This window comes from Sphingosinicella ginsenosidimutans (assembly GCF_007995055.1).
GTDB lineage: Bacteria > Pseudomonadota > Alphaproteobacteria > Sphingomonadales > Sphingomonadaceae > Allosphingosinicella > Allosphingosinicella ginsenosidimutans.
In genome coordinates this window covers 1-13,433 of record NZ_VOQQ01000001.1, presented here as the reverse complement: position 1 = coordinate 13,433, position 13,433 = coordinate 1, and the positions used below count along the sequence as shown (strand labels likewise).

General features: G+C 67.7%; 9 protein-coding genes and 3 pseudogenes. 8 read left to right on the top strand and 4 right to left on the bottom strand.

What is annotated here, in order from left to right:
• Positions 1 to 196 precede the first annotated feature (196 nt).
• Positions 197 to 658, top strand: a complete 462-nt coding sequence (locus FRZ32_RS00060) for a c-type cytochrome (protein ID WP_147041567.1) — start codon at positions 197 to 199, stop codon at positions 656 to 658.
• The gene (locus tag FRZ32_RS00055; protein ID WP_243445144.1) at positions 655 to 1,317 is read left to right on the top strand and encodes a cytochrome b/b6 domain-containing protein; all 663 of its coding nucleotides are present in this window, start codon (positions 655 to 657) and stop codon (positions 1,315 to 1,317) included. Before FRZ32_RS00060 ends, FRZ32_RS00055 begins: the two co-directional genes overlap by 4 nt.
• Here the strand turns inward: FRZ32_RS00055 and ligD are convergent.
• From ligD to FRZ32_RS00040, 3 genes are all read right to left on the bottom strand, one after another.
• Entirely contained in the window at positions 1,314 to 3,758 is a 2,445-nt protein-coding gene (gene ligD / locus FRZ32_RS00050; RefSeq protein ID WP_147041566.1) for a DNA ligase D, read from the bottom strand. The two genes, FRZ32_RS00055 and ligD, sit on opposite strands and share 4 nt — an antisense overlap.
• Positions 3,759 to 3,907: 149 nt before the next feature.
• Positions 3,908 to 4,789 (bottom strand): non-homologous end joining protein Ku, encoded by an 882-nt coding sequence (gene ku / locus FRZ32_RS00045; RefSeq protein WP_147041565.1) that lies wholly within the window; start codon positions 4,787 to 4,789, stop codon positions 3,908 to 3,910.
• A gap of 61 nt (positions 4,790 to 4,850) precedes the next feature.
• Complete coding sequence (locus tag FRZ32_RS00040; protein ID WP_147041564.1) at positions 4,851 to 5,321, bottom strand: Lrp/AsnC family transcriptional regulator; 471 nt, start codon at positions 5,319 to 5,321, stop codon at positions 4,851 to 4,853.
• A gap of 96 nt (positions 5,322 to 5,417) precedes the next feature.
• Between FRZ32_RS00040 and FRZ32_RS00035 the strand changes: the two genes are divergently transcribed.
• From FRZ32_RS00035 to FRZ32_RS00025, 3 genes are read left to right on the top strand one after another with little or no spacing between them, the layout of a single operon-like run.
• Positions 5,418 to 6,638 carry an amino acid aminotransferase gene (locus FRZ32_RS00035; RefSeq protein ID WP_279379208.1) on the top strand — a complete coding sequence of 407 codons (1,221 nt, stop codon included), beginning with the start codon at positions 5,418 to 5,420 and terminating at the stop codon, positions 6,636 to 6,638.
• The gene (locus tag FRZ32_RS00030; protein WP_147041563.1) at positions 6,631 to 8,715 is read left to right on the top strand and encodes an alpha-ketoacid dehydrogenase subunit alpha/beta; all 2,085 of its coding nucleotides are present in this window, start codon (positions 6,631 to 6,633) and stop codon (positions 8,713 to 8,715) included. Before FRZ32_RS00035 ends, FRZ32_RS00030 begins: the two co-directional genes overlap by 8 nt.
• Before the next feature lies 1 nt (position 8,716).
• The gene (locus tag FRZ32_RS00025; RefSeq protein ID WP_243445143.1) at positions 8,717 to 9,934 is read left to right on the top strand and encodes a dihydrolipoamide acetyltransferase family protein; all 1,218 of its coding nucleotides are present in this window, start codon (positions 8,717 to 8,719) and stop codon (positions 9,932 to 9,934) included.
• Positions 9,935 to 9,956: 22 nt separating this feature from the next.
• Here FRZ32_RS00025 and FRZ32_RS15380 read toward each other — a convergent pair whose 3' ends face one another.
• Positions 9,957 to 10,115, bottom strand: coding sequence for a hypothetical protein (locus tag FRZ32_RS15380; RefSeq protein WP_192901859.1), 159 nt, complete (start codon positions 10,113 to 10,115; stop codon positions 9,957 to 9,959).
• Positions 10,116 to 10,211: 96 nt separating this feature from the next.
• Between FRZ32_RS15380 and FRZ32_RS00020 the strand changes: the two are divergent.
• From FRZ32_RS00020 to proS, 3 pseudogenes are all read left to right on the top strand, one after another.
• Positions 10,212 to 11,248 (top strand): annotated as a pseudogene (locus tag FRZ32_RS00020) (glucokinase).
• A gap of 154 nt (positions 11,249 to 11,402) precedes the next feature.
• Positions 11,403 to 12,285, top strand: a pseudogene (gene phhA / locus FRZ32_RS00010) (phenylalanine 4-monooxygenase).
• A gap of 297 nt (positions 12,286 to 12,582) precedes the next feature.
• Positions 12,583 to 13,433, top strand: a pseudogene (proS, locus tag FRZ32_RS00005) (proline--tRNA ligase); the annotation flags it as partial.

The window sequence follows — 13,433 nt, the reverse complement described above, 5'->3', positions numbered from 1 at the left end:
CGTTCAGCAGCGGCGGGCTAGACCGGGCCCAGATCGGATCGAGAAGACAGGATTTCCGATTCCGGCCCGTTTCCGCCGGATCGGTTGTGAGGGCGCCCCGGCCATCCCCCGGCCGGGGCGTTTTGCATTTTGTTTTGCCACTTTACTGCGAGGCGCGTCCCGTTATGGGAGGGCTTGTCTCAAGTGGGAGCAGGTCATGCGGCATCTGATTTTGTGCGCCTTTGGCATCGTCGGCGTCATCGCCATGGCCAATGCCCAGAGCGGCGGTCCGGCCGGCGTGATCCGCGACCGGCAGGCCAATTACAAGCAGATCGCCGCCGCGGTGCGGACCATCAGCCAGCAGGTGCGGGCCGACCAGCCGTCGATCGAGCAGATCCGCCAGGCGACCGCGATCGTCGCCGATCGTGCGCCCCGTGTCAGCGGCTGGTTTCCCCGGGGCACCGGGCCGGAGGCCGGCGTGCCGACCCGCGCGCTTCCGGTGATCTGGCAGAATCCGGACGATTTCCATTCCAAGGCCGTCGATTTCGTCGTCGCCGCGCGGGCGCTGAACGATGCCGCGCAGCGGGGCGACATCGCCGCCGTTCGTGCCGGCTTCCCGCGGCTCGGCGCCGCGTGCGGCGCGTGCCACGACACCTATCGCGCGCCCGAGCAGCATTGAGCGACGAAGGCGGAGCCGTCGCGCGGGTGCGCGTTTGGGACCTGCCGACCCGGCTGTTCCACTGGCTGCTGGTGGTGCTCATCGGCGTGATGTGGTGGAGCGCCGAATATCACCGCATGGATATCCACCTGCTGGTCGGGCCGATCGTGCTCGGCCTGCTGCTGTTCCGCCTGGTCTGGGGCGTGATCGGCGGATCGACCGCGCGCTTCGCCAATTTCATCAGGGGCCCGCGCGCCGCGATGAGCTATCTGAACGGCCGCGCGGCGCACGTGCTCGGCCACAATCCAATCGGCGGCTGGAGCGTTGCGATCATGCTCCTGCTGCTGTGCACGCAGGTCGGGCTCGGCCTGTTCGCGAGCGACGAGGACGGGTTTGCCGCGGGGCCGCTATCAAAATACGTGACCTATGGCAGCGCGCGAAAGCTGGCGCATAACCATCACCTTCTGTTCAATGTTCTACTCGTCTTCATGGCGCTGCATGTCGCCGCGATTCTGTTCTACGCGCTGGTGAAGCGAAACAATCTGGTCGGGCCTATGCTGCACGGCCGGCGCGAGGCCCCTGCGGGCGCCGCCGGACTCGTGCCTGCCTCTCCGGCGCGGTTCCTGATTGCCGCGGCGATCGCGATTGGCGTCACCCTGCTGCTGACCCGCTGGCTCTAGAGGTCCGGCAGGACCTGCTCGGCGACGCCCCAGCCCTTGAGGCCGCGCGCGCCGGCGCGATCGAGCAGCTTTTCGACATCGCGCACCGAAAAGGCGTGGCCGCTTTCGTAGTCGTCGAGCTCGTCCCAGTTGATCGGGGCGGCGACCGGGGCGCCGTCGCGGGCGCGGACCGAATAAGGGACGATCGCCGTCGCGCCGCGCTGGTTGCGCAGATAATCGATGAAGATGCGGCCCTTGCGCTGCGCCTTCATCAGGTTGGCTGTGAAGCGACCGGGCTCCGCCTCGGCCAGCGCGAGCGCGAAGCGGCGGCAGAAATCCTTCACCTCGGGCCATTCGGCCTTCGGCGTCAGCGGCGCGATGACGTGGACGCCCTTGCCGCCCGTCAGCATCGCGAAGGTGGTGAGCCCCATGTCGGCGAGCTGGCGGCGCAGGTCGCGCGCGGCCTTGCGGACGGCGGTGAAATCGAGCCCTTCGTCGGGGTCGAGATCGAAGACGATCCGATCCGCTTTCTCGACATCGGCGACGCGCGATCCCCAGCCGTGAAACTCGATCGTGCCCATCTGGACGCAGGCGATCACCCCGGCCGTATCCTCGACGTAGAGATAATCCTCCTTGTGCCCGTCCTTCTCGGCGATCGGGACGTGGCGGACATGATCGCCGAAGCTGCCGCTGTCATGCTTCTGGAAGAAGCATTTCTTCGCGCGCCCCTGTGGGCAGCGGACCAGGCTCACCGGCCGCTCGGCCACCCAGGGGAGCATGGCCGGGCCGATCGCGCGATAATAAGCGGCGAGATCGCCCTTGGTGACCTTCACCTCCGGGAAGAGCATCCGCTGGGGATTGCTGATCCTGATGTCGTCGTCCGGCGCCTCGTCGGCCAGTGGCTGCGGGCGTTCGGCCACGACCTCTTCGGCCGGCTTGTCGCCGCGCAGGCCAAGGAAGCTCGCATGGCGAAGGATGCCGTCGCTGGTGATCGATCCGAAGGCGATCTCGGCGACCAGATCGGGCTTCACCCAGTGCGCGCCGCGCGTTTCCGATCTCGGCGCCGCGACCGTGGGCGACTTCGCCTCGATCCGGCGGAAGCGCTCCAGCAGCGCCTCCTGGTCGGCATTTGAAAAGCCGGTGCCGACCTTGCCCGCATAACGCAGCGTCCCGCCTTCGTTCACCGCGAGCAGCAGCGCGCGAAAGCCGCGACCGGCCTTGTCGCTCTCGGTCCAGCCGACGATGACGAATTCCTGCCGGTTGGTGCATTTGATCTTGAGCCAGGCCTTCGTCCGGCCCGAGCGATAGGCGGCGTCCGCCTTCTTCGAGACGATCCCTTCCTGGCCGGCCCTGCACATCGCCTCAAACAATTGCTCGCCTTTGCCGACGATATGGTCGGCATAGAGGAGCGGGGGGCGGGGGGTGTCGAGCAGGGCGGCGAGCCGCGCCTTGCGCTCGACCGTGGGGCGCTTCGCGAGGTCCTCGCCGTCGATCTCGAGCGCGTCGAACAGGAACAGTGCAAGGCCGCGCCCGCCCTCGCCGATCGCCTGCTGGAGCGCGCCGAAATCGGTGTTGCCCTTGTCGTCGACCGCGACGATCTCGCCGTCGAGGAGCGCCGAGCGGACCGGCAGCGCGCGCGCCGCCGCGGCGATCTCGGGGAACCTGTCGGTCCAGTCGAGCCCGCTGCGCGTATAGATGCGCGCCTTGCCGTCGGCGATCGCGAGCAGGCAGCGATAGCCGTCATATTTCATCTCGTGGATCCAGCCGGCGCCGGCAGGCACGTGATCGACCAAAGTCGCCTTCTGCGGCTCGCGGAAGCGGGGGAGTTTCGCGTCCGCGGCCTTCGCCCTGGGCGCGCGCCGCGCCGGCGCTTTCTTTCCCTCGGCGATCTCGTTCATCGTGCGCCCGGTCGCGACCGAGGTGAGGAAGGTATCGGTGAGCCCGGTCGAGCTGCCGGCATAATCGTCGTCCACCTTCTTCAGGATCCAGTTCTCGTTCTTCTCCTTGGCCCGCGGCTTCAGGCGGAACATCACCCATTCGCCCTTCATCCGCTCGCCGTGGAGGGTGAAATGGAGATGGCCCTCGGCCAGCGTCTTCACCGGATCCTTGCCGGGCAGCGGCTCCCAGGTCCCGCGGTCCCACAGCATTACCGTGCCGCCGCCATATTCGCCCTTGGGGATCGTGCCCTCGAAGGTCGCATAGGACATCGGATGATCCTCGGTGCGGACCGACAGGCGGTTGTCGGCCGGATCGAGGCTCGGCCCGCGAGTCACCGCCCAGCTTTTGAGCGTTCCCTGAAGCTCCAGCCGGAAATCGAAATGGAGCCGGGTCGCGTCATGCTTCTGGACCATGAAGATGAGCGATTTGGCGCGCTTGCGGGCGACCTTTCCGGCCGGCTCGGCGGTCTTCGCGAAATCGCGCTTGCGATTGTAGGTCGCGAGTGGATCGGCGCGCTTGGCCATCTAATCCTCCCTGTCGCCACAGGCGATGCGGAGGGGGGCCGCCTGAAAGGCCGTGAAGGGGCGTTCGGCGGGGGAGCCCCCTCCACCATGCTTCGCATGGTCCCCCTCCCCATGAGCTTCGCTCACAGGGAGGATCGGAGCGACGCGCCTCACGCCCGTTTCCTCGCCGGGCTCTTCTTCGCCGGGGCTTTCTTCGCCGCTGGCTTGCGCGCCGTCGCCTTGCGCTTGGGCGCCTCGGTCGCGCCGGGCTTGTCGATCGAGCGCTTGAGCGCGGCCATCAGGTCGATCACGTTCGATCCGCCGCGCGCCGGGGCTTCTTCCTCCTCGGCCTCGATCCGCTCGCCGGTCTTGCGCTTCTTCTCGATCAGCTCCTTCAGCGCATCGACATAGCGATCGTGGAACTTGCCGGGATCGAACTTGCTCGTCTTGCGATCGATCAGCGCCTCGGCGAGGTCGAGCAGCTCCGCGTCGGGCTTGTCGTCGCCGATGTCGCGAAAATAGCCCTGCGCCTTCACGACCTCGTCGGCATAACGGAGCGTTTCCATCAATATGCCGCGCCCGCACGGCTTCAGGCTCACCACATATTCGCGCCCGCGCATCGCGAGCTGGCCGAGCGCAACCTTTTTCGTGTCCCGCAGCGCCTCGCGAAGCACGATGAACGCCTCCTCGGCGAGATCGTCGGCCGGAACGACATAATAAGGCCGCTCATAATAAAGCGGATCGATCTCGTGCGCGTCGACGAACTGGGTCAGCTCCAGCGTCTTCTTCGACTCCAGCTTGACCGCTTCCAGCTCCTCGTCGTCGAAGGTGACGTAATGGCCCTTCGAATATTGGTAGCCCTTGACGATCTCGTCGGCATCGACCGGCCCGATGCCGGGCACGACCTTTTCATATTTGATGCGTTTGCCGCTGGGCTCGTGGATCTGGTTGAAGGCGATGGTCGCGCCGCTCCGGGTGGCCGAGAAGATTTCGACCGGGATCGAGACCAGAGCCAGCCTGATCTGCCCCTTCCAATAAGCGCGTGCGGCCATGCTCGTTCCTCCCGATCGTATCGCCGCCGAGTCAATTGCCGGGGCGAGAGGCGGTTCCCTCCTATACCGGAATCTCCGTGGTGTATTTGACCTGGCGGAGCGCGAAGTTGCTCGCGGCGTTGGCGACGCTCGGGTGGGCCAGCACGCCCTGGCGGATGAAGCGGTCGTAATCGGCCACGTCCCTGACCGCGATGCGCAGGAGATAATCCCACTCGCCGGACATCGCATAGCATTCGACGATCTCCTCGCGCGCGGAGATGAACTGCTCGAATTCGGCGCGCGCGTCGGTCGTCTGGCGGTGCATGCGGACCTGACACATCACGTTGACGCTGCGGCCCAGGCGGGCGGGGTCGGCGAGGCGGACGGTCGCGCCGAGGACCCCGGCGCGCTCCAGCGCACGCACCCGCCGCCACACCGAGGCGGCCGAGGCGCCGACATGATCGGCGAGCGCGGCATGGCTGAGGCTGGCGTCGCGCTGAAGCGCGCGGACGATTCGCCGGTCGATCTCGTCGAGGTGCGGATTTTCATTCACGGAACGGGCATATCACGAAACAAATGCTTCGCCAAACGGCGCAGAGCGAGAAAATTTGAGAGGCTTTTGCGCGCCGCCCGGAATAGGAATAGGCGCATGGCCATGGAAACGCTCGTGGACCGGGGGCCGTCCTTGCAAGAGGCTCCGCTGCTGTTCGACCGGCTGGAAGCCCAGCCGGCGGATTCCCTTATCGCATTGATCGCGCTCGCCGAAGCCGATCCGAGGCCGACCAAGATCGACGTCGGCGTCGGCGTCTATCGCGACAGCGACGGCAACACGCCGATCCTTCGCGCGGTGAAGAAGGCCGAGCGGATCCTGGAGCAGGTGCAGACCACCAAATCCTATATCGGCTCGCAGGGCGATGCGCGCTTCACCCAGCTGATCGGCGAGATCGTGTTCGGGCCCAACCACGATCCGAACATCGTCGGGCTGCAGACGCCGGGCGGATGCGGCGCGCTCCGCATCGGCGCCGATCTCATCGCTCGCGCCGGCGGCGACATCCGCATTTTCGTCGGCCAGCCGACCTGGCCCAATCACGCGCCGCTGATCGGCACCGCCGGCGTGCCGATGGTCGATTACCGCTATTACGACCGGGCCACCCATCGCATCGATTTCGACGCGATGATGGAATCGCTGAAGGGCGCGCGGCGCGGCGATGTCGTGCTGCTCCACGGCTGCTGCCACAACCCGACGGGCGCCGATCTGGATGCTGACCAGTGGCGCGCGATCGCCGATCTCGTCGCGGCGCGCGGGCTGATCCCGTTCGTCGATCTCGCCTATCAGGGCCTTGGCAACGGGCTTGAGCCCGACGCCGCCGGCACCCGCCTCGTCGTCCAGGCGGCGGAGCAGGCGCTCGTCGCGCAGAGCTGCGACAAGAATTTCGGCATCTACCGCGAGCGCACCGGCAACCTCTTCATCAAGGCGTCCAGCCCCGCCCAGGCGGAGGTCGCGTTCGGCAACCTCATCGGCCTTGCCCGGACCATGTGGTCGATGCCGCCCGATCACGGCGCCGCGGTCGCGCGGATCGTGCTGGAGGACCCCGACCTTCGGGCCGACTGGCACGCCGAACTCACCGATATGTGCGCCCGCATCCGCCGCATTCGCGCCCGGCTCGCCGCAGCCGATCCGCGCCTCGCCTATATCGGCGGGGAGCATGGCATGTTCTCGATGCTGCCGCTGACGCCGGACCAGGTGATCGGGCTGCGCGCCAGCCACGGCATCTACATGGCGCCGTCCGGCCGCTTCAACGTGGTCGGCCTGTCCGACGACAGCGTCGACCGCTTCGCCGCGGCGGTGCTGGAGGCGATGGATGGCTGACCTTGCCGTCCGGGAACGGAGCGGGCGCGCCAACACGCCCGATCCGGACTTCGACTGGCGGCGAATCGCCTGGCTGACCCATGTCAGCCGGGCGATGGACAAGCTGGAGGAAACCCGGCTCGTTCCCGAACGCAAGGTGCTCTACCAGTTCAGCGCGCGCGGCCATGACATGGCGCAGGTCATGCTGGGCACGCGGCTCACCCACCGGCATGACGGCGCGTGCGGCTATTATCGCTCGCGGCCCTTGCTGCTCTCGCTCGGCGTGCCGCTCGCCGACGCGCTTGGATCGGGCATGGGCCGGGCCGGCGGCTATTCGGACGGGCGCGACATCGGGGTGGTGTTCAACTATCCCAATCCGAACGGATGCCCGGCGCTGCCGATGTGCGGCGGGGTCGGCGCGCAATATACGCCGACCGCGGGCTGGGCGCAGGCGATCCGCTATTACCAGGAGGTGCTCGGCGACGAGAGCCATGCGGGCGCGATCGCAGTCGTGCTCGGCGGCGATGCCTCGTGCGCCACCAACGGCTTCTGGTCCGCGCTCACCATCGCGACGACGCAGAAGCTGCCGATGCTCTTCTATGTCGAGGACAATCAGTTCGGCATTTCCGTGCCCTCGACCTTCCAGACGCCGGGCGGCGACATCGCCCGCAATCTCGCCGGCTTCGCGAACCTCGAAATCCTCTCCGGCGACGGCACCGATCCGGCCGAGGCGGCGCGGCTGATCGCGCGCGCGACGGCGCATGTGCGCGAAGGGAAGGGGCCGGCGCTGCTCCGCCTCACCGTGCCGCGGCTCCAGGGGCACAGCTTCCAGGACACGCAGACCTACAAGAGCGAGGAATTCGTCGCCGCCGAATGGGCGCGCGATCCGCTGCCCAAGCTCGAACGCTTTCTCGTCGGCCCGGTGATGACTGCGAGCGAGTGGGACCAGATCGGCCGCGACGCCGAGGCGGCGGTCGCCAGCGCCTGCGCCGAGGCCGAGGCGCGCGGCATCTCCGATCCCGAGGATGTCACCAGCCACGTCTTCTTCGACGGCGAGATGCAGCAGCTCGGCGGCCAGTGGACCAAGGGCTATGTACCGCCGCCGGCCGACGAGACCCCGCGCCCGGAGGGTCAGCGGCTCAACATGGTGACGGCGATCCGCCGCACGCTCGACCAGGAGCTGGAGGCGAATCCGCGCGTCCTTCTGTTCGGCGAGGATATCGGGCCGAAGGGCGGCGTCCATGCGGTGACGCTCGGCCTGCAGGAGAAATACGGGCCGGCGCGGGTGTTCGACACCAGCCTTTCCGAGGAGGGCATCGTCGGCCGCGCCGTCGGCATGGCGCTCGCCGGGCTGATGCCGGTGCCCGAAATCCAGTTCCGCAAATATGCCGAGCCGGCGACCGAGCAGATCAACGATTGCGGCACGATGCGCTGGCGCACCGCCAACCGCTTCGCCGCGCCGATGGTGCTGAGGATGCCGATCGGCTTCTTCAAGTGCGGCGATCCCTGGCACAGCCAAACCAACGAGGTGCAGTTCGTCCACAATCCCGGCTGGCGCGTCGCGGCGCCGAGCAATGCGGAGGACGCGGTCGGCCTGCTTCGCGCGGCGCTTCGCGGCAACGACCCCGTGGTCTTCTTCGAACATCGTGCGATGCTCGACGATCCCTGGGCGCGGCGGCCCTGGCCGGGCGATGCCTATGTCCTGCCCTTCGGCAAGGCGAAGAGGACGCGCGAGGGGGATCAGATCACGATCGTCACCTGGGGCGCGATGGTGCCGCGTTGCGAGGCGGCGGCGGACGGCATTTCCGCCGACGTCATCGATCTTCGCACGCTCCAGCCCTGGGACAAGGAAATGGTGCTGGAATCGGTCGCCCGCACCCGGCGCTGCCTGATCGTCCACGAGGACCTTCGTTCCGGCGGCTTCGGCGCGGAGATCGCGGCGGTCGTCGCCGACGAGGCCTTCCTCGATCTCGACGCGCCGGTCGCGCGGGTGACGATGCCGGACATACCGAGCCCGCACAATCCGGTGCTGCTCGATCATGCCGTCCCCTCGGTCGCGCGGATCCGGGCGCGGATCGACGAGCTTTTGGGATTCTGACGTGATCGACGTCGTCGTGCCGATGGAGCAGGAGGGGACGAAGGCGGTCGTCCGGTCCTGGCTGAAACAAGTGGGCGACCCTGTGGCGGAGAATGATCCGCTGGTCGAGCTCGAGACCGACAAGGTCGCGATGGAGGTGCCGGCGCCGGCGGCGGGCGTGCTCGCGGAAATCCTGCTTGCGAGCGATGCCGATGCGGTGCCGGGCGCGGTGCTGGGCCGGATCGCGCCTGAAGGCACCGAGACCAGGGCGCCGCTCATCCGGCCGGAGCGAAATCGGGGGACGCCGGCGCCGAATCCGAGAATCCGCCCCTCGACTTCGCTCGGGACGAGCGAGGCGGGGAGGGAGTCGCGCCTGTCTCCGTCGGTGAAACGCGCCCTTCGCCAGCATAGCCTCGATCCTGCCATCATCGAAGGCACCGGTCGCGGCGGTCGGATCACCCGCGCGGATGTGGATCGCGCCGTCTCGACCGGGGCGAAGCGGCCGCCCGAGGGCGTCATCCCGGCCGCGACGGCAGACCTTCGCGCGCAGATCGTCCCGCACGATCGGATGCGGCTCGCCATCGCCGAGAACATGGCCCGATCGCTCGCCGAGGCGCCGCACGTCACCGCCGTGTTCGAGGCGGATTTCAGCGCCATCGCGGCGCACCGGGCGAAGCACAGGGACGCCTTCGCCGCGAAGGGGATCAAGCTCACCTACACCGCCTATCTCGTCGCCGCGGCGGCCGAGGCGATGAAGGCGGCGCCGGCGATCAACAGCCGCTGGCACGAAGACCGGCTGGAGATTTTCGGGACTGTCGACATCGGCGTCGGCACCGCGCTCGGCACCAAGGGCCTGATCGTGCCGGTTCTCCGCGGCGTCGAGGCGCTCGATCTTGAGGGGATCGCCGCCGGGCTCGACGACCTCATTACGCGGGCCCGCGACGAGAAGCTGACAAGCGCCGACGTGAAGGGCGGCACCTTCACCATCTCCAATCACGGCGTCTCGGGTTCGCTCTTCGCCGCGCCGATCATCATCAACCAGCCGCAATCGGCGATCCTCGGCGTCGGCAAGCTGGAAAAGCGCGTCGTGGTGCGCGAGGTGGGCGGCGTGGACACGATCCAGATCCGGCCGATGGCCTATGTCAGCCTCACGATCGATCACCGCGTCGTCGACGGCCACCAGACCAACGCCTGGCTGAGCCGCTTCGTCGAGGTGCTGGAGACCTGGCCGGCGGCCTGACGGGGACGCGTCCCGGCCCCGCTCAGGCGAACCCGGCGATGCCGAGGGCGATCGCGACCAGGACCAGCAGCGCCAGGCCCGCGATGAACAAGGCCCGCTGCCACGGCCGGCGCAGCTCGATCTCGCCTCCGCGGACCGCCTCGGCCCTGTGATGCGGTGCGGATTGTGGTGGCTTCGCCATTCCGATTCAACAATTTGCGCCCCGCGCCGTTCCCATGTGGGGGGGCGTTGCAATTCCGTAACGGCATGTTAGCGCTACCCGTCGAGGGGATTGCCTGTGAACCGGAAACTGGTCGCGGCGATAGACGGAGAGAAAGTCGCTTTCGGCCTGGTCGACGGCGATCCTTCGGTCGTGCGCGCGATCCGCGAGCAAGAGACCGGCGACTTCCCGACGTTCACCGACGCGCTGCAAGCCTATCTGCGTGAACATCACGTCGCCGCCACGGGGCTCGACTTCGGGCTGGCGGTCGCCGGGGTCGCGCGGGGAGACACAATCAGCCTTGCCAACTGCCGATGGTATATTTCGGTGAGCGGCCTCAGATCGTTCTTCGGCAGCGAGCCGCTGGTGCTGAACGATTTCGAATCGATCGCCTGGTCGCTGACCGGGCTCGATCCGGCCAGCGTCCAGCGCGTCGGCCCGCTGCCGCCGCGCCCGATCCGGCCGGGAAGCACCTTTCTTGTCGTCGGAACAGGCCCCGGCCTCGGCGTCGCCGTGCTCGCGATGGGCAGGGAAGGCAAGGTGCGGGTGTATCCGAGCGAAGGCGGCCATGCCAGCTTCGCGCCGCAGAATGCCGACGAGGACGCTTTGCTTGCCCACCTGCGCGCGCGCCACGGCCATGTCTCCTACGAACGATTGCTCGCCGCCTTCGGCCTCCAGAACATCCATGGATGGCTCGCGATGAAATCGGGCCGCACCGCCGGCCCAGCGCCGGCCGCGGAGACGATCGTCAACGCCGCCCAGCGCGGCGATGCGATGGCGGAGAGGCGATCGCGATCTTCGCCCGGATTCTGGGATCCTTCGTGGGGGATATCGTGCTCGCGACGGGCACGTTCGACGGGGTTTACCTGGTGAGCCCGCTGCTCGGTGCGCTGCGGCCGGCGCTCACCGACGATCGCTTTCGCGCGGCGATGATCGGCAAGGGGCGTCTCAAGAAGGCGCTGGAGCCGGTCGCCGTCGGCTATGCGGAAGGCCGCAGCCCGCGCCTTCGGGGCATGGCGGCCGCGCTCGCCGCTCGATCCGCCGCGTCGGGCGAGCCGGTCGCGCCCGCCCGGGGCTTGACGCGGGCGGCGCGAACCGTCAGATTCCCGGCATGAGCAGCGCCGTTCTTTCCGGCTTCGATTCCGCGCAGCGCTGCGCCGCGTCCGTCTACGTCTATTATTATCCGCCCGCCCGGACGGGAACGGACTGACGCGCGCCTGAAATAGCCACGTTCATCCACCCCGTCCGGATCTCCGGGCGGGGTTTTCTTTGTGCCAAGAAGGACCCCGACATGCTGACCGAAGAGAGACTGAACCCGCCCGTCGAAGCGGCGCCGATTGGACGATCCCGCAGCATTGGGAGCGCTTCACCGAGGAGGAGCATGCCGTATGGGACCTGCTCTTCGAGCGGCAGCGCAAGATGCTGCACGGCCGCGCGGTGCGCGCCTTCGAAGAGGGGCTCGACGTGCTGCGGCTCTCGCATCCCGGGATTCCGGACCTCGAGGAGCTCAACGAACGGCTCCACGCGCGCACGCGCTGGACGGTCGTGTCGGTGCCGGGGCTGATTCCCGACGACGTCTTCTTCGCCCATCTCGCCAAGCGACAGTTCCCGGCCGGCAATTTCATCCGCAAGCGCGACCAGCTCGACTATCTCGAGGAGCCGGACGTATTCCACGATGTGTTCGGCCACGTCCCGCTGCTCGCCAATCCGGCGGTCGGCGATTTCATGCAGCGGCTTGGCGAACTCGGCCTTGAATCGATGCGCCGGGGCGCGCTCCACCGGCTTTGCGCGGCTCTACTGGTACACGGTCGAATTCGGCCTCGCCCGCGAGGATGGCGAACTGCGCATCTATGGCGCCGGCATCGTCTCGAGCTTCGGCGAATCGCATTATTCGCTGGAGAGCGCGCAACCCAGCCGTCACGCCTTCGACATCGAACGGGTCCTGCGCACCCGCTACCGGACCGATACGTTCCAGGCCGGCTATTTCGTGATCGACAGCTTCGAGGCGCTGCTCGACGAGTTGCTGACCCACGATTTCCCGGCGCTCTATGCCGGGCTGGAAAGGGACGGAAGACCTGTCGGTGGCCGGCTGAGGGCCCGCAGGGGGGCCGAAACGACAAGTGCCCGGGCGTTTCCGCCCGGGCACCCGTAAGACGGCACAAGGCCGTCTACCCCCTTTGTGATGCTCCTGCCCGCGCGTCCGCCCCACCTCGCAAGGGACGAACGGGGCCGGAGCCTCCCCGAACCAGGCCTTAAGCCTTTGGTTGCGTGGGGAAGACGCTATGCGGCGGTGGCGCGCTTGTCATCGCCTCATCGCGCGGGTGCGGCACTTTGGCGTCCGGCTGTTGCGAGTCTGCCACAGGGGAGCGTGGGCGCGCCCAGTTGCCTTGCCCAATCGCCCCCCGTAGAGCGGCCTTCCAATTCCAGTTACCGGACCGGTCCCGATCCCATGCGCCTTTCCCGCTATTTCCTTCCCGTTTCCAAGGAGACGCCGGCCGACGCCCAGATCGTCAGCCATCAGCTGATGCTGCGCGGCGGGCTGGTGCGCCAGACCGCCCCGGCATCTATGCCTGGCTGCCGCTCGGCCATCGCGTGCTCCGCAAGATCGAGCAGATCGTGCGCGAGGAACAGGACCGCGCCGGCGCGATCGAGATGCTGATGCCGACGATCCAGGCCGCGGATTACTGGCGCGCCACCGGCCGCTACGACGCCTATGGCCCCGAAATGCTCAGGATCGTGGATCGCCAGGATCGCGAATTGCTCTACGGCCCGACCAATGAGGACATGCTGACCGCGATCTTCCAGCATTCGGCGAAGAGCTACCGCGATCTGCCGCGCATCCTCTACCACATCCAGTGGAAGTTCCGCGACGAGATCCGTCCGCGTTTCGGCGTGATGCGCGGGCGCGAATTCCTGATGAAGGATGCCTACAGCTTCGACCTGGACGAGGCCGGGGCGCGGGTGAGCTACAACCGGATGTTCGTCGCCTATCTGCGGACCTTCGCGCGAATGGGCCTGCGCGCGATCCCGATGCAGGCCGATACGGGCCCGATCGGTGGCGATCTTTCCCACGAGTTCATCATCCTCGCGCCGTCCGGCGAGAGCGAGGTGTTTTTTCCACAAGAGCTGGGAGACGCTGCGATCGGCCGAAGATTATGCGGTCGACGCCGAAGACAGCACGGCGCTCCAGGCCTTCGTCGATTCGATGACCGCCGATTATGCCGCGACCGACGAGAAGCGCGACGAGGCGCGCGAGGCGGCGCTCGGCGACGACCTGCGGCAATCGCGCGGCATCGAAGT

What these genes read in the sequence shown, in the direction of transcription:
- FRZ32_RS00060 (WP_147041567.1), top strand. Translation starts at nt 197, where the DNA reads ATGCGGCATCTGATTTTGTGCGCCTTTGGCATCGTCGGCGTCATCGCC.
- ligD (WP_147041566.1), bottom strand. Translation starts at nt 3,758, where the DNA reads ATGGCCAAGCGCGCCGATCCACTCGCGACCTACAATCGCAAGCGCGAT.
- ku (WP_147041565.1), bottom strand. Translation starts at nt 4,789, where the DNA reads ATGGCCGCACGCGCTTATTGGAAGGGGCAGATCAGGCTGGCTCTGGTC.
- FRZ32_RS00035 (WP_279379208.1), top strand. Translation starts at nt 5,418, where the DNA reads ATGGCCATGGAAACGCTCGTGGACCGGGGGCCGTCCTTGCAAGAGGCT.
- FRZ32_RS00030 (WP_147041563.1), top strand. Translation starts at nt 6,631, where the DNA reads ATGGCTGACCTTGCCGTCCGGGAACGGAGCGGGCGCGCCAACACGCCC.
- FRZ32_RS15380 (WP_192901859.1), bottom strand. Translation starts at nt 10,115, where the DNA reads ATGGCGAAGCCACCACAATCCGCACCGCATCACAGGGCCGAGGCGGTC.